The 17,979-nt window shown below is 40.7% G+C and carries 17 protein-coding genes; 4 read left to right on the forward strand and 13 right to left on the reverse strand.

Going from position 1 to position 17,979, the window contains the following annotated elements:
- Nucleotides 1-295 precede the first annotated feature (295 nt).
- Nucleotides 296-1,561 (reverse strand): glutamate-5-semialdehyde dehydrogenase, encoded by a 1,266-nt coding sequence (locus A7P55_RS05400; protein WP_033134114.1) that lies wholly within the window; start codon nt 1,559-1,561, stop codon nt 296-298.
- A 354-nt stretch (nt 1,562-1,915) separates the two neighbouring features.
- Between A7P55_RS05400 and A7P55_RS05405 the strand changes: the two genes are divergently transcribed.
- Nucleotides 1,916-3,226 (forward strand): alpha/beta hydrolase, encoded by a 1,311-nt coding sequence (locus tag A7P55_RS05405; protein WP_216077978.1) that lies wholly within the window; start codon nt 1,916-1,918, stop codon nt 3,224-3,226.
- A 59-nt stretch (nt 3,227-3,285) separates the two neighbouring features.
- Here A7P55_RS05405 and A7P55_RS05410 read toward each other — a convergent pair whose 3' ends face one another.
- Together A7P55_RS05410 and nagZ are read right to left on the reverse strand one after the other, a co-directional pair.
- Nucleotides 3,286-4,128: a class I SAM-dependent methyltransferase gene (locus tag A7P55_RS05410; protein WP_171551385.1), complete on the reverse strand. Its 843-nt coding sequence runs from the start codon at nt 4,126-4,128 to the stop codon at nt 3,286-3,288.
- 280 nt (nt 4,129-4,408) lie between these two features.
- On the reverse strand, nt 4,409-5,431 hold the full coding sequence (gene nagZ / locus A7P55_RS05415) for a beta-N-acetylhexosaminidase (RefSeq protein WP_171551386.1): 1,023 nt from the start codon (nt 5,429-5,431) through the stop codon (nt 4,409-4,411).
- Between the two features lie 249 nt (nt 5,432-5,680).
- On the opposite strand from nagZ, the gene A7P55_RS05420 reads away from it, so the two are divergent.
- On the forward strand, nt 5,681-7,864 hold the full coding sequence (locus tag A7P55_RS05420) for a carboxy terminal-processing peptidase (protein WP_005318120.1): 2,184 nt from the start codon (nt 5,681-5,683) through the stop codon (nt 7,862-7,864).
- A 63-nt stretch (nt 7,865-7,927) separates the two neighbouring features.
- Here A7P55_RS05420 and A7P55_RS05425 read toward each other — a convergent pair whose 3' ends face one another.
- From A7P55_RS05425 to A7P55_RS05450, 6 genes are all read right to left on the reverse strand, one after another.
- Nucleotides 7,928-8,377: a DUF2147 domain-containing protein gene (locus A7P55_RS05425; RefSeq protein ID WP_171551387.1), complete on the reverse strand. Its 450-nt coding sequence runs from the start codon at nt 8,375-8,377 to the stop codon at nt 7,928-7,930.
- Nucleotides 8,378-8,602: 225 nt separating this feature from the next.
- Nucleotides 8,603-9,046 (reverse strand): DUF2147 domain-containing protein, encoded by a 444-nt coding sequence (locus A7P55_RS05430; protein ID WP_017401947.1) that lies wholly within the window; start codon nt 9,044-9,046, stop codon nt 8,603-8,605.
- A gap of 87 nt (nt 9,047-9,133) precedes the next feature.
- On the reverse strand, nt 9,134-9,802 hold the full coding sequence (locus A7P55_RS05435) for an LrgB family protein (protein ID WP_004804255.1): 669 nt from the start codon (nt 9,800-9,802) through the stop codon (nt 9,134-9,136).
- Between the two features lie 11 nt (nt 9,803-9,813).
- Nucleotides 9,814-10,176 (reverse strand): hypothetical protein, encoded by a 363-nt coding sequence (locus A7P55_RS05440; RefSeq protein WP_167248767.1) that lies wholly within the window; start codon nt 10,174-10,176, stop codon nt 9,814-9,816.
- A gap of 43 nt (nt 10,177-10,219) precedes the next feature.
- Nucleotides 10,220-11,563, reverse strand: coding sequence for a ribosome rescue GTPase HflX (hflX, locus tag A7P55_RS05445; protein ID WP_171551388.1), 1,344 nt, complete (start codon nt 11,561-11,563; stop codon nt 10,220-10,222).
- Nucleotides 11,564-11,637: 74 nt separating this feature from the next.
- The gene (locus tag A7P55_RS05450) at nt 11,638-11,778 is read right to left on the reverse strand and encodes a hypothetical protein (RefSeq protein WP_171551389.1); all 141 of its coding nucleotides are present in this window, start codon (nt 11,776-11,778) and stop codon (nt 11,638-11,640) included.
- A 190-nt stretch (nt 11,779-11,968) separates the two neighbouring features.
- On the opposite strand from A7P55_RS05450, the gene A7P55_RS05455 reads away from it, so the two are divergent.
- The gene (locus tag A7P55_RS05455; RefSeq protein WP_004804261.1) at nt 11,969-12,799 is read left to right on the forward strand and encodes a lysophospholipid acyltransferase family protein; all 831 of its coding nucleotides are present in this window, start codon (nt 11,969-11,971) and stop codon (nt 12,797-12,799) included.
- Here the strand turns inward: A7P55_RS05455 and A7P55_RS05460 are convergent.
- The gene (locus A7P55_RS05460) at nt 12,792-14,420 is read right to left on the reverse strand and encodes a phospholipase D family protein (RefSeq protein WP_171551390.1); all 1,629 of its coding nucleotides are present in this window, start codon (nt 14,418-14,420) and stop codon (nt 12,792-12,794) included. The two genes, A7P55_RS05455 and A7P55_RS05460, sit on opposite strands and share 8 nt — an antisense overlap.
- A 103-nt stretch (nt 14,421-14,523) precedes the next feature.
- Here A7P55_RS05460 and A7P55_RS05465 point away from each other — a divergent pair, with 103 nt between their 5' ends.
- Nucleotides 14,524-15,534: a metallophosphoesterase gene (locus A7P55_RS05465; RefSeq protein ID WP_171551391.1), complete on the forward strand. Its 1,011-nt coding sequence runs from the start codon at nt 14,524-14,526 to the stop codon at nt 15,532-15,534.
- A gap of 46 nt (nt 15,535-15,580) precedes the next feature.
- Here the strand turns inward: A7P55_RS05465 and A7P55_RS05470 are convergent, their stop codons facing one another.
- Genes A7P55_RS05470 through A7P55_RS05480 form a run of 3 tightly spaced genes read right to left on the reverse strand, consistent with a single transcriptional unit; the run spans nt 15,581 to nt 17,771 of the window.
- Nucleotides 15,581-16,060, reverse strand: coding sequence for an OmpA family protein (locus tag A7P55_RS05470; protein ID WP_004804266.1), 480 nt, complete (start codon nt 16,058-16,060; stop codon nt 15,581-15,583).
- 8 nt (nt 16,061-16,068) lie between these two features.
- On the reverse strand, nt 16,069-17,292 hold the full coding sequence (locus A7P55_RS05475) for a diguanylate cyclase (protein WP_171551392.1): 1,224 nt from the start codon (nt 17,290-17,292) through the stop codon (nt 16,069-16,071).
- A 5-nt stretch (nt 17,293-17,297) separates the two neighbouring features.
- Nucleotides 17,298-17,771, reverse strand: a complete 474-nt coding sequence (locus tag A7P55_RS05480; protein ID WP_004804270.1) for a YfiR family protein — start codon at nt 17,769-17,771, stop codon at nt 17,298-17,300.
- Nucleotides 17,772-17,979 lie beyond the last annotated feature (208 nt).

Genomic DNA, 17,979 nt, shown 5'->3' on the forward strand with positions numbered 1-17,979 from the left:
TTTGAACACCTAACAGATTTTAAATTTTATGATGAACACTTTGATCTTGCTGCAACGCATGAGGCAGAGGGAATCAAGCGCAATGTTTTAACATGGGATGTCGTATTGGCGAAGATAGACTTTAGCCTATACGACCCGTTTATAAATCAACCTATTCAGTATAGTTAGGAAATGAGTCGTTGTTTTGATTGATCTGTTGATTTTGTCATTATTTTTGTATGAAAATATATAAAAACACGATAAAGATCAAGTGAATGGCCTTTATCGTGTTGTTTTGTTTAAGTCACCAATGCTGTTATTGGCGGATTTGACCATCACCAAATACAATCCATTTTTGTGAGGTTAAGCCTTCTAGGCCAACTGGACCACGGGCATGGATTTTATCAGTTGAAATGCCGATTTCTGCCCCTAAACCATATTCAAAGCCATCAGCGAAGCGGGTTGAAGCATTGATCATCACCGAACTTGAATCCACACGCGCCAAGAACTCACGGGCTAGACTAAAGTTTTCAGTAATAATCGCATCGGTGTGGTGTGAACCATACTTATTGATATGCTCAATTGCTTCATCCATACCAGTGACCACTTTAATCGCAAGAATTGGACCGAGATATTCGGTATACCAATCCTCCTCTGTCGCCGTTTTCACTGATACACCTAAAATACGTTGGGTTTCAGCGCAACCGCGTAATTCAACCTGTTTTTCAGCATAAAGTTCGGCAATGCGTGGCAAGAATTCCTCAGCAATCGCTTCATCGACCAATAAAGTTTCCATGGCATTACACACACCATAACGATGCGTTTTGGAATTGAGCGCAATCGGTAAGGCTTTTTGCAAATCCGCTTGTGCTTCAACAAATACATGGCAGTTGCCATCTAGATGTTTAATGACTGGAATACGTGCTTCATTGCTGATTCGTTCGATCAAGCTTTTACCACCACGCGGCACAATCACATCCACGAATTCAGTCATGGTAATCAGGTGACCCACTGCGGCGCGATCAGGCGTATCAATCACTTGAACCGCATGTTCTGGCAAGCCTGAAATCTGTAGACCATGTTGGATCGCAGTTGCGATGGCTTTATTGGATTCAAGTGCTTCTGATCCGCCACGTAAAATAATCGCATTGCCTGATTTTAAAGCCAATGATGCTGCTTCAAGGGTAACGTTCGGTCTTGATTCATAGATCATGCCAATCACACCTAAAGGCACGCGCATTTTTCCAAGTTGAATCCCTGACGGACGATAGGCAAGATCGGTAATCTCTCCAATCGGATCAACCAAGGCAATCACATCTTTGAGCCCTTGCAGCATACCTTTAAAACGAGCAGGAGTAAGTTCTAAACGATCGAGTAAAGCAGTGTCCAATTGACGTTGGCGACCACTGTCCATATCAATTTGATTGGCTGCTAAAATTTGTGCTTGATTATTTTCTAAAGCCGTATAAATTGCAGACAAGGCGTGGTTTTTCAAATGGGTCGATGCACTCGTTAAAACACGAGACGCTTGACGCGCTTGAGTACCAACCTGTTGCATGTAGTCTTGAATAGAGTCTTGCATAGCATTTTGATATTTGCATGTATTTATAAAGATAGTAACAGTCAAATGCTGAACAATGAATAGGCTGAACTGACAATTCAAAAAATTATCAAGCGTTAATTGGCATAAAAGTTTTTATTTTAGTGCGATGAAGATATTGAATATAAAGCCAAGATTACATATTTTGCAAAAGATTAGTGCTTTAAACAAGATAAGTGGTTAAGGAAATGATTGCGTATAAAACGTGCATATGTATAGAATGAAAAAGTATAGGATAAATGTAATACAAATTTTATAAATTTGTTAACTTGCAAGTTGAATTCGCTGAAAATGAGATGCTTGCAACAAAAAAATAAACAAGGATGGAGGAAGGACATGAATTCCATTATCCAAATGGACTCGGATATAAATCATACCTACACAGGCTTTGGTTTTTTCGACATTTACAATAAAAACAGTTTTAAACAGCCAGCGCGTACCACGTGGATCGATGGTTGGAAAATTGAATATATGGCAATTGCAGATCCGAAAACGATCTACAACACGCCGATTGTAATTGTCGGGGGCGCATTTCAAAACTTTAACTCTTATAAGTATTGTGTTGAGCAACTCTTTGAGAGTGGTCCCGTTATTCTCATTGATTTACCGTCAATGGGAGCGAATCAACAGATTCGTAATGTTGATACAGGTGAATCTGCTGGAATCTTGGAGCTGCCTGAATTATCTAAAATGCTTGGTCAATGGCTCGATATTGTTGGACTTGAGAAAGTTTCAATGATGGGGATGTCACTCGGTTCGGTGGTTGCATCGTCATTTGCACACCAACGTCCCGAATTGATTGACCGTATGGTATTGATGGGTGTGATGCAGAAGACGCGTAAAAGTTGGCGGATGCTGCTGGAAGAATCATTGCATTTAATGCGTGAAGATCGCATGGATGAGTTTGGTCAAGCGGTGATCCTATATTTAGTCAATCATGCCAAGCTTGATAAAACTCGCATGTCGCCAACAGCAAAGCGTTTATTCTTCAGACAAATGGCAGAATTTAGTGCAACTGAACGTGAGCGTTATGAAATTAACTGCAACCGTTTATTGCGTTTAAGTGATGTGCCAGTACCCCAATGTAAAACTTTGGTGGCTGCTGGGCAGTACGACAGTTTTACTTTACCGCATGAAAATGCTGATTTTGCTTTGCAATGCCAAGACATGCAGTTTGCTTTAATTGCAAATGCAGATCATGTCCCACAATTGCAGCGCCGTAAAGAAACCATGAATTTGTTTACCTCATTCTTGAAAGGGGAGTCTATCGATAATCTGGATGGTATTATCCCGATGACGCGTGAACAAATGCAAAAAATTGAACGTCGAGGCGAGGAACGTATTGCTGTGTTACAACCACAGACTAAATTGACTCACCGTCATTTAGTGACTGAAGTGGCAGTGAACGTTGTCGATATCACCTTCTTTGGCGTTTATTTAAAACTGAATGATCTTGAACAGCTTGATTTTGTTAGCCAACATCCTCGTGATTTAGCGCTACATTTAGCTGATGAAGAAGGTGAGTTTAAAATTGAATGTTTAAACTTTGATGCAACTGAGCAAGGACTGCGCATCTTGTTTAAACATGGCAGTTTTGAGATTGCTGATCGTTTAACGCGTTTTATTGAGCGCCAAAAACAAGCTTAATGAGAACCTAAGATTTCAAAAGGGAAGTGGTGATTAACCACTTCCCTTTTTTATGATCCCTATTTATTGCTCGCCTGAATCACCCAGACCAAGTCACCTAAATGCTGCTGCGTATTTTCTAAAGTTGCTTGTTCAAAAAATTGCTTCGGTTGCAGGACTTCAACTTGATTAAAGCCTGATGCTTGAAAGAAATTCTCGACCTCGGCTGGGTTTTTAAAATGAAAACTAAATGCACTGCGTGACATCCATTTTAATAAACGGCTGCTGTTCCAGATGATCGTTGCTAGTTTGTTTTGGGTGGGTTCTGGGTAGATGTCTGTTAAATAATGCAGCTCTTTAAAGTTTTGACCGTAGTTGGCAATGGCTTGAATGAGTTGCTGTAACATTGGTTTTTCAAAGTAATTGATGAGTCCTTCACTCATAATCACCAATGGGCGTTGAGGATCAAATACTTCAAATGCAGCAGCAAAGGCATCGGTAAATAAGTCGACAGACAGAACTTCATCCACATGACTTTCAATTTGTTGTAGTGCAGCTTGTTTGGTCGCTGCCATATCGGGTAAATCCAGTTCACGGTATGTGATATTTGGATAATGTTGTCTAAACCACCAACCGCGTGGCGATAGACCACATGCAATTTCTAGTACTTGTAAATCAGGATGTTGCTCAATTAATTCTTTTAAGTGGCTATCCAACATGCGGTGTCGTTGTTTTAGTGTGGTACGCATGCTACCGCCGACATATTTTTCTGCCCAGCTTTCAATTGGATGAACTAAGGCTGCTAGCGTTTTTCCTTTGGCGGTTGCCAGTGCTGGATGTGAGATCCCCATTTGATACCAGATGTAACCTGTGTAGTGTGCGGTAAATGAAATGTGGCGATGTTTCGAAAGTTGTTGTGTCATCTGTCCTAGACTCTTTTCCCTAATTCTTATTTTTAACGATATCTATAACGGTGTCTTGCTGAGTCCTCATCTGATATCAGGATAAGCTTTCAGCTGGAGTTACTTTGGTTTCGCCCAAAGTAACCAAAGGCATTGTCATCCGCAAAACCTGTTCATTCCTTGCATGTGACTAATTTCAGCATATAGACAGACTATATCTATCTTTTTGAAATCACGCAGGTTGCGGATGACATTACCGAGTATCGTATATCGGCAAAAATATTTTTTAATGTGAAGTAAGTTAGAACGAATTTTTAAACTCTTCAATGACTTTTCTGACGCTGTGCCAGTTTTCATCGTCTAAAGTCAATGTCGTACCAACCTGAATATTTGGAATTTTGCCGCGCATGCGTTCTAAACGTTGTTGGTTTGGTAACGCTAATGTTTGGATTCCATCTAATGCAGTACATGCAGCTGCACGGTCATTACAGACTAAGCCCATATCACAACCCGCATTTAAAGCAGCTTGAATACGTGCATCCGCACCGCCTGCAACACACGCAGCCTGCATGCTCAAGTCATCTGAGAAGAGTACGCCATCAAATTTAAGTTGTTGACGTAAGATTTCTTGTAACCAGAACGGTGAGAAGCCTGCTGGATTTGGATCGACTTGATCATAGATCACATGGGCTGGCATTAGCGCATCAAGCTGAGGCATTAATTTGATAAAGCTCTGCATGTCTTTGTCATAGATTTCTTGATACGAGCGGCTGTCAATTGCAGCGGCAACATGTGAATCAGCTTTGACTGAACCATGACCAGGGAAATGTTTGCCCGTAGTCGCCATGCCCGCTTTTTTCATACCACGCATAAAAGCATCTGCCAGTGGCACGATATCTTGCATGTTTTTGGCAAAACCACGATCACCGATCACATCACTGACATCATTCAGGTCTAAAACAGGGGCAAAGCTAAAATCAATACCGACCGTGAGGACTTCAATCGCCATTAACCAGCCACATTGTTCAGCCAGTTCAATCGCTTGTTGTGGCTGACTTAGGTAATGTTCACCTAGACGTCCCATCGCAGGAAGTAAGGTAAAACCTTGTCTTAAACGTTGTACGCGGCCACCTTCTTGATCCACCGCAATCAGGATATCTGGGCGGACTTGACGCATATGGTCGGTTAAGGCACGTACTTGTTGAGGGGATTCAATATTTCGTGCAAATAAAATCATGCCGCCGACTTGCGGAGCTTGTAATAGTTCAATATCTTCTTGAGTAAGTTCTGTGCCAGCAATATCTAGCATCAACGCGCCGATCATAGGGATTCCGTTAGAATTTTGATGAAAAATTTGGTGAAAAAAACGATAGCTAAATTGTGCAATGATTTGCTACATTTTGTCAGTACAGAATATGATAAAACTACATGATATTGATGATAAGTGCTTGTTGGTTATTTATTTATGATGACCGATGAGTTTTACGTGTAGTGAAGTAGTTGGGTGAAATATATTCATCTTAATCACATCTGCATGTAATAATTGCCATATCCAAGGAAGTACCAAAATTTTATGAAACTTCAAATGATAGCGTGTGCAGTTGCAATCGCGACTGGTGGTTTATTTTTCTCTCATACCATAAATGAGGCATTTGCGGCGACTGAGGCACCTGTCGTTTCAACGGTAATCAAGCCATCACAAGAGCAGGCATTGGTTGCACGTCAGTTAGCCACATTGGTAGATCGTCAACATTATTTAAATATGCGCCTAGACGCAGCAACTTCAAACCGTGTTTTGAATATGTATTTGGATAGTCTTGATCCAGATCATTCATTATTTCTAAACGGTGAAGTAGAAGAATATCAAAAGAAATATGGTTCGAATTTTGGGAGTTCGTTAAAAGCGGGTAACTTAACTGGACCTTTCGCGATTCATGCGCAATACCGTGATCGTTTGAAACAATTTTATGAGTTTATGTTGGCAGAGTTGAAAAAGCCGCAGAACTTAAATCAAAAAGATGTCTATCTCGATACCGATCGTGAAAAAGCACCGTATTTCAAAACGACGGCTGAGCAACAACAACATTGGCAGCAAATGCTAGTGTCGCAGTTGATCAATTTAACCATTAGTAAAGAAGAAGAGCAGGCGAAGCAAAAAGCTTTAAAGGCAGATCCTTCGCTAGCGAATGGTCAGGATTTGACTGGACCTGAAGATCTAACCCCAGTGCAAACCTTAACCAAGCGCTATACCCGTCAGTTAGAGCGTATTGGACGTGTGAAAAGCGATGATGTGCTAGAAAAAACATTGAATGCAATGTTGGCGACTTACGATCCGCATAGTAACTATTACCCACCCATTGATGCGATGGAGCTGAATCGTCAGACCACGCTACAATTAGAGGGGATTGGTGTTTCGATTCGCCCTGAACGTGGCAATGAAGACTACACTAAAATTGAGACCATCGTTGAGGGTGGTCCAGCCAGTAAATCGGGTCAGGTGAAATCAGGAGATCGTATCATTGGCGTCGCTCAAGATGGCGAGAAAATGGTGGATGTGATTGGTTGGCCGAGTTCGGAAATCGTCGGGTTAATTCGTGGTAAACGTGGTACCAAAGTTGTGGTGCGTTTATTGGGTGCAGGTGCATCAATGAGCCAAGCCCGTAATGTGACCTTAACCCGTGACATTATTCAAGAAGAAGATGCAGGGGTGCGTTCACGTACGGTTGAAATTACCCGTGATGGTAAAAAACATCTGTTTGGGGTGATTGAAATTCCATCTTTCTATTTTGACTACCGCTCACGTCGTGCAGGTACTGAATATCGTTCAGTCTCTGAAGATACAGCCAAAGCCTTAGATTCACTTAAGGCACAAAAAGTAGAAGGTATCTTGGTTGATTTGCGTAATGATCCAGGTGGTTCTCTCGAAGAAGTTGCCCGTATGCTCGGTCAGGTGATTAAGTCTGGTCCTGTGGTACAAATCCGTGATGGTAACGGTAATGTCAATGTGTTTGAAGATACTGATGGTGGTGAGCAAATCTATGCGGGTCCAATGGCGGTATTGGTTAACTTAGCATCGGCTTCTGCAAGTGAGATTTACTCTGCGGCGATTCAAGATTATGAGCGCGGGATTATCATTGGTAGTACCACGACAGGTAAAGGAACAGCACAGGTTCAGTTAGACTCTTTGGCTTATGGTCAGGCGACGTTAACTCAACGTAAGTTTTACCGTATTACGGGGGGAAGTACCCAAAATAAAGGTGTAATTCCAGATATCAAGTTGGTTGATATTTACAATGAGGAGTTTGGTGAGCGTAAAGCGAAAAATGCCTTAAAGTGGGATACCATTCCAACAGCACCATTCAAACGTGAAGGTTCAGTGCAACCGTACGTTGCTAAATTGACTCAATCATCTGAACAACGTGTTGCGGCAGATTCTCAATTTAAATATTTAGAAGCACGTAAAGCAATTGCCAAGAAAACTTCGGATCAAAAGAAAGTGGTGCTCGATATTAATCAGCGCCGTGCCGAGTTGATTGATCTTGAGAAACAAACCTTGAATGCAGAAAATCAACGCCGCACTGCAACTGGTTTAGCGCCGTATGCAAATTGGGAAAGTTATCAGGCATCTATTGATGCATTGGTTGAATCTCGTGCCAAAATGAAAGCACATTTGCGTCCACCATTGCCTGAAGAAGAAACCTTCATCAATGAAGCTGCAAATGTCTTGTTAGATTATTCGAAGTTGCAAGGTCGTTAAGCCTCGTATCATTTGATCAATAAAAAGCCCTGTATAACAGGGCTTTTTATTTTTTGTATCAACTTAATTGACACGAATCCAGATTTGGCTACGGCCAAGTACAGAGACGCCGACATAACCACGTAAATGTAAGCGTTGCCCATTGCTACTGAGTTTTGCAGTCAAGCTATAGACACGGCCACTATTCGGATCCAAGATTTTCCCACCTGTGTAGGTGAGGTCCTTTTTATGTTTTAGCTTGCTAATCGCATTTAAACCTAAAATTGGCTTATTGGTATAAGGTGCAGGGCAGCCCGTACATAATTCTTTGGGGGTATAGCCCGTACGCGGGGTAATTTTGATAATTTTACCCGTATAGGAGCCATCGGCTTCTTGTATGATTTCAACCTGTCCTTTGGGGGCACCTGTTACATCATCAACGCTTTGCCAAATCCCAGCAATGTCTTGAGCAAAAGCAACATGACTGAGTGAAAATAAGAAGAGAGAAGAGATCAGTTTTGTGAACATGTGCATGTTAAAGCCTCCTTGCTGCCATGGCTGTCCTGCTATTATTTCGGATTTCTAATTCGAGATTCAATCATTATTTTACGGTTGTATATTTTTAATATTTGAAATTTCAATCAATTTTTTATGCTGAAATTAAAAAAGCTTCTTCACGATATGAAGAAGCTTTTGGCTAGAACCGAGATCAATTTGATCAGAGAGAAGTGCGTATTATGGCTCTAAATTTTATTGATTTTACTCAGCACGAATCCAGATCTGATTACGACCCAATGCCGATACACCGAGATAACCACGTAAGTGCAAACGCTTACCATTGGCACTGAGTTTGGCTTTCATACTATAAATTTTGCCTGAATTTGGATCGAGAATACGACCATTGGTATAGTTCAAGCCTTCGCTATATTTCAAACCCGTTACCACGTCCAAACCAATGATTGGCTTATTGGTATAGGGTGCAGGACAATCCACACAGGTTTCTTTAGGTGTATAACCTGTACGTGGCGTAATTTTAACTACTTTGCCTGCATATGTTCCATTCGCTTCTTTACGAATTTCAACCAATGCTTTAGGCGCCCCCGTCTTGTCATCAATACTTTGCCAGAGCCCCGTAATATCCTCTGCAAAAGTAAAACTGCTCACCGCAGATAAAAGTAACGCACTTAATAATTGTTTGCCCATCATTAAAAATCCTTTTAACGTTTAAGCTTACATTATGGCGGATATATGACAACTAGTTCAATCTTTATGTGATATCTGCGGCAAATTTTAAGATAAAGATAGAATAAAGGTCGGGAGCCAAATGGCTGTAAATACGCCATTTACTGCCATGCCAAAGGCTGCATAACGGCCTGTGACAGGACCGCGTTGCCATGCTTGAGCTGTACCAATTGCATGCGCAGCTAAACCGAGTGCCAGACCCGAAGCACGTTCGTCATGAATATGCTTTAAAATCCAAGGGGAGAATGCCGCTCCGATCACACCTGATAAAATCACAATCAAGGTGACCATCATCAAAGGGGCATGCAGGAGGGTGGCGATGTTCAAGGCAATTGGAGTAGTCACAGCACGCGTTGCAAAAGCCATAATCGTTGGTTCAGACATGTGCAGTAAATAGGCCAGTCCCATTGGTAGGGCAACCGCACTAATACTGGCAAAGCATAAAATCCCAATCATCGATTTTAGCGGTAGATCATCATAGCGCATCGCGGCTAAGGGAATTGCCAAGGCAACCGTGACATAGCCGAGTAGATGGTTGAAAACGCCATTCACGTTATCCATATACTGTTGGTAAGGAATGCCGAAGATTGCCAAGAAAGCAATCACAATAAACATGCCAAACACAATCAGTGGAATTTGTGGAAATTTTTGATTCAGTGGCTTGGCAAGAAGATAACTAATGAAGGTAATCATGAAGCCATAAATAACCATCGACATAGATCAGCTCCTTATAACCAACGCTTCGCCATTTTGGCATAAATCCATAATGGCAATAATGTGCTAAACGTTAAGATAAATAAAAATGCAGGAATTTCTTTACCCATATGTACCAGCATGATTAATGAACCTGCACAGATTGGTAGAAAAGCAAATGCACTTTCTTTTAAGATTTTGTTGTTGGTATCAATCAGGCGATTGGAGATTTTTCTAAAACGTCTCCAGATTAACAGTGTTGCTAATAAGCTAATTAGTCCGACCAGATTGCCCAATTCAGGATGACCAAAAGCTTGCGTGATTGCGACAGCCCCTTCACGATAGACGATGATTAATAAAATCGTGCCAAACCAAGCTGTCCAATCAATATTTTTCATTTTCTTTCTAACTCTCGTTTATCGGAACGATGGCTGATCGTCATTATAGGGACGGATGATCTATTTCAAATTCTTCCAAAGGGCGTTGAAATAAGGAAGCTTTTTTTCCAAGAATTTCGTCTAATGGTAAATGTGCTTGTTTAATGATTTGTTCCAGTTTATGTGGTGCAATACATACGGATACATGGAGGTCGCCTTGCTCATCATACTGTTCCGATTGAATCACATTCAGCGTATAGAGCTGTGTTCGCAGTTTACCGTAAGCGGGTTTTAGCACTAAGTCAAACTGTTGTAATTGCCCCATCAGACATTGTTGTACGGCTTGACTGAGTAATTCAAGTCCTTGCCCAGCATGGGCTGAAACATAGACCCGATCAGGGACATCAGTTGTTTTATAAATGATTTTGGCGGCATCACCGCTGAGATCAATTTTATTGTAGACATGCAAAATCGGGGCATCGGCACCGATTTCTTTGAGGACTGATTCTACCGCTTCAATCTGTTCAGGCATATTCGGACTACTGCTATCAATGACGTGTAGCAGCAAAGTTGCTTCTAATGTTTCTTCTAAGGTGGCTTTGAACGATTCAACCAAATCATGTTGCAGGTTACGAACGAATCCGACCGTATCTGCCAGCACAACGGTACCAATACCGTCCCAATCTAAGCGACGTAAGGTAGGATCGAGGGTTGCAAACAGTTGATCGGCAGCATAGACATCGCTTTTGGCTAAAATATTAAATAAAGTCGATTTCCCAGCATTGGTATAGCCGACTAAAGAGATCGTTGGAATGGCAGCTTTTTGTCTTGCAGCTCGACCTTGTAAACGAGTCTGTTGTACTTTAACCAGTTTATCTTTGAGTTGAGTAATACGCACTCGAATCAAGCGGCGGTCTGTTTCCAGTTGTGACTCACCTGGGCCACGTAAGCCAATACCACCTTTTTGTTGTTCGAGATTACCGGTAAAACCACGAATTAAACGGGTGGATAAATGTTTAAGCTGAGCTAACTCAACCTGTAATTTTCCTTCATGGGTACGTGCACGGAGTGCAAAGATATCTAGAATTAAACCAGTGCGGTCAATTACGCGACACTTGAGAATTCGTTCTAGATTACGTTCTTGCGCAGGCGAGAGTGAATGGTCAAAGATGACCAATTCCGCTTCGAGAGTCTCGACTAACTCGGCAATCTCATCGACTTTACCTGAACCAATAAAAAATTTAGGATCAGGTCTGTTGCGTTGCACAGAAATATGTTCAAGGATCTCAGCGCCTGCGGATTGGGCGAGTAATTGAAACTCTTCAGCATCGAGATCATCGAGAAGTTGAACGGATACACTAACTAAAATCGCTCGTTCACCACTTTGACGCTGCTCAAAATTTTCCACGCTGCTCTGAAATCCTTATTTTTAAAATCTTATTCTAGAATAAACCTCAAGCAAAGGGCAAAGACTTAGTGGATTTATATGACATTACGACGTAAAAGTTCAATGAATCCGATTAATGTTCCCATATACAAAATTGACCACCCTAGAAACATTCTTAAGGCATAGCCATAAGGAATAGTGGTTTGTGGCTCAGATGTCGTGCTTTGCTGGTTCATCACATCACCTTTTAATCTGTAAATTCGATTTATTTATAATATTTGATCTGATAAATCTTTTAAAATTGAAAAAATTTATGCTCACATTCGTTTTTTGTTATGGAGGAAACTTCTATAAGTTGATATCGGCATGATATAACAAGACTAATCCAATGCACACGTGCATACATGCGTACGGTTTTAAGAATTTATGACTCAACAAGCAACAACAGTAAATAACACACCTTTAAGTTTGTTTTCGAAGTTTAGTTTATACAGTAAAAAATTAGCCTCAGGTCTGGAGACGATTGGTGAAGGCTTCTATCTCATTTACCGTCATGGTTTGTATAAAGATCCGAATAATCCAGTAAATACCCGTTATGTACAGTATTTCTGCCGTCGTTTGTGTGAAGTCTTTAATATTGAAGTCCAAGTTCATGGCACTATTCCTCGTGAGCCTGCCTTATGGGTGAGCAACCATATTTCTTGGTTAGATGTGGCTGTGTTGGGCTCCGGTGCACGCATCTTTTTCTTGGCCAAAGCCGAAGTTGAAAAATGGCCTATTTTAGGAAACTTGGCAAAAGGCGGTGGCACTTTATTTATTAAGCGTGGTTCCGGTGATTCGATTCGGATTCGTGAGCAAATTACTGAATTCTTAAAACAAGATATTCCTGTACTGTTCTTTCCTGAAGCAACCACCACCGATGGCAGTAAGGTCAAAAAAGTACATGGTCGCTTATTAGGTGCTGCAATTGAAGCGCAACGACCTGTGCAGATTTGTGTGATTTGCTATGTGAACCAACAAGGTGAACTGGATTTGGTGGCGCCGTTTATCGGTGAAATGACATTTGCAGAGCATGTGCAACGTGTTTTGGAGATGCCTCAAGTCACCGCACATTTAATGACATTACCTGCCATTCCAGTCGAAGGGCATACGGTAGAAACGCTGACCAAGGAAGTCGACCGCCAAATGCGTGCTGGTCTAGAGCGCTTGCAGCGAAAAGTATTGTCCGTGCTACCAGAAAGCGTGGAAACTACATAAACCCTTCAATCGGGAGCCATGAAATCACTTTCATGCCTGCTCTTTGCCACCATTTCATTTTGGGTTCTTTGGTATAAATCAAAGGACCTTGCGGTGTTTCACGTTGCCACGTAATTTTCTTGTTGGCATCTAAAACTAAGCGATAGGCATAAGTCTTTAAGTTTTGATCCATGGTCGCATGCACTGCTTGTGCCAATGGCGGGCTATTCAGTAATACGCCAATCTCGGTGTTCAAATAAGCGGAACGTGGGTCAAAATTAAAAGAACCAATAAAGACCTGTTTTTCATCGAGTGCCATCAGTTTGGCATGTAGACTCGAACGACTTAAACCTTTGATATTAACCTTGGCTTTTTTTGCCAGCTCTTCAGTGTGTTTATCTAAATCACTTTTATCAAGTGCAGGTAAAAACTCATACAGTTGTACGCCATTTTCCAGCAGTTCTTGGCGGTATTTACCATAAAAGGCATGCACGACTGCAACATCATTGGCCTTAAAGGAGTTGGTCAATACTCTGACTTCGATACCATCTTGTGCCAAATCACTTAAAATTTTTGTCCCTTTTTTTTCTGGAACAAAATAAGCAGAAATTAAATCGATATTTTTTTCTGGTTGTTCGAGATGGTTAATTAACTGGAAGTTGAGATGTTCTTCTTTTTTAGCTTTAGATTTGATTTTATCTGGCGAGTCTTTGACGACTTCTGCTTTGACCCAATCGAGTGAAATATCCCGATCCATGAGTGCGTCGACGGCTTGAGAGTGGCTGGTTAAATCAACATAGTTTTGCACCGTGATTCGTTTATAGTGCTCATCAAGTTGCTCTTTCAGACTTTCATAGCTTAAACGGTGAGCACTTTGTTTAACCACTTCTCGGACATCATAGGCATATTCATGATTCCAGTAATCATCAAATGATTTGGAAATATCATTTACAGCGGTGCCGAACAGCATCACATCCACGTCAGAAAACTGATAGGTATCACTGACATTGTAGTATTGGTTGGTCATATTTCGCCCACCAATCAAAGCCACCTGATGATCAGCAATGAAACTTTTATTATGCATCCGACGGTTAATGCGCTTTAGATCCAGTACCATATCAATTGCACGATATTTGCGGAAACGGTAGGGGTTAAAGAGCTTTACCTCGATATTCGGGTGCTGTGCCAATGCTAAAAAGATGCCTTCGGTATGCTTGGCATTATTATCGTCAATCAGTAGTCGAACTCGAACACCGCGATCTGCCGCACGGATCAATGCATGCAGGGCCAAGGCGCCAACTTTATCGTTATCCCAAATATAATATTGTAAATCTAAGGTTTTTTCGGCTTTATCAATTAAACGCAGTCGAGCTGCCAGTGCTTCTAAAGGTTCATATAAAACGTGATAACCCGTGAGCTCGGGGTGCTGTTCTTGTAGGGGGCGAATCACTTGTGCTAAAGATGTTTGTGAGGTGTCGATTTGTGTGGTTGTTTGAATGATAGGTTCAATTTTATGTTTAGGTAAGGTACTACAACCGGTAACGGTCAGTGCAATTGAGCAATAAATCGCAATCATACTTTTATTGTAAGCGGTTGTACTTATCTTTGTATGTTTGCTATTTAAATGAGAAAATTGCGTCATAATCGTTACTGATTAAAAGTTGGGCTCGAGTATACCATTTCATCGGAAAAGATAAATATAAGATGAAATGCCTGTCCCTAAAGTGAAATTAATGAGGGCTGTAATGTCGAATTCAGATACTGTTATTCTTGGTTTTTACCTTATTTTTGCCGTTTTGGCACTTTGGGCATTAATTCAGGCTTGGATTCACCAAGCCCGCACGGAAACCATCCATCCATTTAAAGCTTTCGTTCATTTATTGGCTTTTTATCTGTCTTATTTATTGCTTCCACTCTGTTTTTTTAGTCTATATGCCGGTTGGGTTGAATATTACAGCTTACATCAGGCGGGCTTTATTTTTTTACTGAGCAGTGTGTTGGTCTATGCCCGTTTTATTGAACCCCATCAAATTCATGTTCAACATCATCAGTATCGACTCAATTCAGAACGTGAATTTACCCGACCAATTAAAGTCGCTTTAGTTGCAGATATGCATGTTGGATTGTTTTCAGGACATGAACGACAATTAAAAAGCATTGTGAAGAAACTCAATCAAGCGCAACCTGATTTGGTTGTGGTTGCTGGTGATTGGACCTACGAACCTGAAAACCGCTTGGTGCAGGAGCTTGAGGTACTCAAGCAAATTCAGGCACCTGTTTATTCGGTACCAGGTAATCATGATGAACAATATCCTGGTCCTCCAATTCAGGCATTATTGAGTAAAGCACTCGAACAGAACAATGTCATCGATATCGAAGGGAAAATTGTTGATTTTGATGAGTTCCGTTTGATCGGGATTGGAGATTTGTGGGCAGGGAAGGCGAATATGCGTTTTATGCCAGATTTACCACAAGATAAGCCTTGGTTGATTTTGTCACATAATCCCGACACTGTAGATATGGTGCCTGAGTTACCAACGCGCCCATTAATGCTTTCAGGACATACTCATGGTGGGCAGATCGAATTGCCTTGGATTACCAGTTATATTATGAAACGCGTTTCAATTTTGGGGCATAAGAAAGGTTTCTATACCCATGAACATGCGGATGTTTTTGTCACGGTTGGAACGGGGATGGTGGGGGTACCTTTTCGCTTTCGGGTGCCACCAACGATTGATATCATTGAACTAATTTAAATAAAAAACCGACTTTATTAAGTCGGTTTTTTATTGTGATGATGGTTTATGGGATAATGATGACATTCACTCGACGGTTGCTGGCACGGTTTTCATCTGATGTATTGGCTACAAAAGGTTGGCTTGAGCCACGACCCACTACAGTTAGGTTATTTTGCTTAAAGCCTTGAGCGACAAAAATGGTTGAAACACTTTGAGCACGTTCTTCAGAGAGTTTCTGATTGTATTCTGGATTACCAATATCATCGGTATGACCAACAATTTTTAATTTTTGTAGGTCATATTTATTTAATTGAGTGGCCAAACGAACAATCTCTTTTTGATGTTCAGGTTTGATCTCTGCCTTATTAAAATCAAATAATAAACGTTCAGGTAGGCCCAGTGTCCAGCCTTCATCTGTCAGCACGAAACCCTCTTTCTTTAGCATTTTGACCTGACGATATTTCAACGGGCCAAAACTCAAGCAGCCAGCCAATGTTAGGCAGAGCAACGCAATAAATGAAATTTTAATGGTGTGAGTGCGCATAACATGTCCTAAATTTCTGGTTTATAAAGAAACCAATGTGGGTTTAAATTTTTAGCTTTATACATGGCTTGATCGGCTTGCATAATTAAATCCTCTGGATTCTCTGCAAACTGAGAAAAAGCAACCCCTAAGCTAAAACCGAAATGGATCATTTGTCCATTAAACGCTAAAGGCTGCTCACAACTTGCGAGAACGCCTTCAGCGATTGTGGTTAAATGATCAGTGTGATGGATTGCATGTAGAATGATGGCAAACTCGTCACCACCTAAACGCGCAATGAAATCCTCATGGCGAACCGATAGCCTTAAACGAGACGCCATTTCTTTTAAAACCGCATCCCCCGCTAAATGCCCATACTCATCATTAATCATTTTAAACTTGTTATTGTCGATAAATAATAAGGCCGAGTTGTGACGATATTGTGGGTTTTCGAAGATATTAAATAATTCTTGATAAAAATAATGGCGATTTGGCAAGCTCGTCAGTTGATCATGATGGGCTTGGAATGAAAGTTGACGATTTTCTTTTTGCAAATGCGTATGCCAAATTTGAATTTCTTCTAACAACTCATTAAATACGGTATTTAAATTTTGAAATTCGTGAATATGGTTGTTGGGGAAGCGTAAGTTATAGGCCTTTTGATCACTCACCAATTGTGCAATATGGGTGAGTGGCTTGATTGCTTGCATAATTTGGCGATAGGTAATATTCACCGACCACAATAAAGCAATCACAATGAAGAACATTGAAATTGCAAGACCAATAATAATGGTCTTTAAAAAGTGCAAAATATTCTCGGAGCTGCCATAGAGCACCAGTTCGCCTACTTTTTTCTTATGATGGACTACCATGAGTTTAACTGGATCATGTAAAAACCAACGATCCATTAAATCTTGCATCACTGATGTATGTTCAACTTTTTTGGTACTTTCAGCCAATAGTTGTTGCTGTGGATCATAAACATGAATACTGCGGATAGCATGTTCACTGGTGTAATCATCAAGGATCTGATCAATTGCACCTTTATCTCTAAACACCACGGCTGGTTGAACACGTTCCAGAACCGTTTGGCTTAATAACTGTAAATTTTGTTTTGCATAGGTTTCCATCGTGAACATGGAAATTGTGGCGAATGTAAAAGAACAAATTACGAAAGTAATTGCAAAGATCGCAAACTGCGACTTACGGAATAAGGCGTGCAAGGAAGTTGATTGATATAAATTAGAAATCATCCTGTTCACCCTGCATTTTTTGCTAAAAGTAAAACACGAGGATCAATATGCACTTTGGAATAACTTAATGCATCCAAATTTACCTTAAACGTAGAAAAGGTCTTCTTATTATATAAGCAGAAAATACTGCCAATTTCACAGGCCGGGTTATTGGTACTTAATGAAAGCAACGATCGGGATGGATAGGCTTGAATCAAGTTTTGCTGTTGTTGCGGCGATGTTGTTGTGAAATAAGCAACATGACATTCTGTTTTAGGGAAGTCTTTAGCACTGACTGCCTGAACTTGATACTCATAAGCAAGCTGACGAATATTGCTTTGGAACTGATTCGCAGCATCTTGATTGTCTATGACGCAAATGGTTGGACGATTTGTATTGGACCATTTGCTATAACTTAATATTGATAAAGCCAATTCATAGAAATTATGCGTTGATATGGCATAGCAAAGCGGACTCGCAGCAAAAGATGCAGCAAGCAATAAATATCGAGCCTTTTTACCAGCAAACCGTATTTTCAATCAAAAGTGCCAAAAAATGTGAAGCAAGAGACATATTCTACTGGACTTAATTGTTTAAAAAAAGTTCTTAAACACAAAGAAAAAGCATTAAAAGTAACTGTTCAGTTCAAAAAATAGGCGTTTGATTTAATAATTTAAGATAATTTGAAAAAGGGGGTTGCACCTGACC

The organism is Acinetobacter sp. Ac_5812 (assembly GCF_013072695.1).
Lineage (GTDB): Bacteria > Pseudomonadota > Gammaproteobacteria > Pseudomonadales > Moraxellaceae > Acinetobacter.

Excerpts from the sequence above, each read along its gene's own strand:
- A7P55_RS05400 (WP_033134114.1), bottom strand. The coding sequence starts at position 1,561 with ATGCAAGACTCTATTCAAGACTACATGCAACAGGTTGGTACTCAAGCG.
- A7P55_RS05405 (WP_216077978.1), top strand. The coding sequence starts at position 1,916 with ATGAATTCCATTATCCAAATGGACTCGGATATAAATCATACCTACACA.
- A7P55_RS05410 (WP_171551385.1), bottom strand. The coding sequence starts at position 4,128 with ATGACACAACAACTTTCGAAACATCGCCACATTTCATTTACCGCACAC.
- nagZ (WP_171551386.1), bottom strand. The coding sequence starts at position 5,431 with ATGATCGGCGCGTTGATGCTAGATATTGCTGGCACAGAACTTACTCAA.
- A7P55_RS05420 (WP_005318120.1), top strand. The coding sequence starts at position 5,681 with ATGAAACTTCAAATGATAGCGTGTGCAGTTGCAATCGCGACTGGTGGT.
- A7P55_RS05425 (WP_171551387.1), bottom strand. The coding sequence starts at position 8,377 with ATGCACATGTTCACAAAACTGATCTCTTCTCTCTTCTTATTTTCACTC.
- A7P55_RS05430 (WP_017401947.1), bottom strand. The coding sequence starts at position 9,046 with ATGGGCAAACAATTATTAAGTGCGTTACTTTTATCTGCGGTGAGCAGT.
- A7P55_RS05435 (WP_004804255.1), bottom strand. The coding sequence starts at position 9,802 with ATGTCGATGGTTATTTATGGCTTCATGATTACCTTCATTAGTTATCTT.
- A7P55_RS05440 (WP_167248767.1), bottom strand. The coding sequence starts at position 10,176 with ATGAAAAATATTGATTGGACAGCTTGGTTTGGCACGATTTTATTAATC.
- A7P55_RS05450 (WP_171551389.1), bottom strand. The coding sequence starts at position 11,778 with ATGAACCAGCAAAGCACGACATCTGAGCCACAAACCACTATTCCTTAT.
- A7P55_RS05455 (WP_004804261.1), top strand. The coding sequence starts at position 11,969 with ATGACTCAACAAGCAACAACAGTAAATAACACACCTTTAAGTTTGTTT.
- A7P55_RS05460 (WP_171551390.1), bottom strand. The coding sequence starts at position 14,420 with ATGACGCAATTTTCTCATTTAAATAGCAAACATACAAAGATAAGTACA.
- A7P55_RS05465 (WP_171551391.1), top strand. The coding sequence starts at position 14,524 with ATGTCGAATTCAGATACTGTTATTCTTGGTTTTTACCTTATTTTTGCC.
- A7P55_RS05470 (WP_004804266.1), bottom strand. The coding sequence starts at position 16,060 with ATGCGCACTCACACCATTAAAATTTCATTTATTGCGTTGCTCTGCCTA.
- A7P55_RS05475 (WP_171551392.1), bottom strand. The coding sequence starts at position 17,292 with ATGATTTCTAATTTATATCAATCAACTTCCTTGCACGCCTTATTCCGT.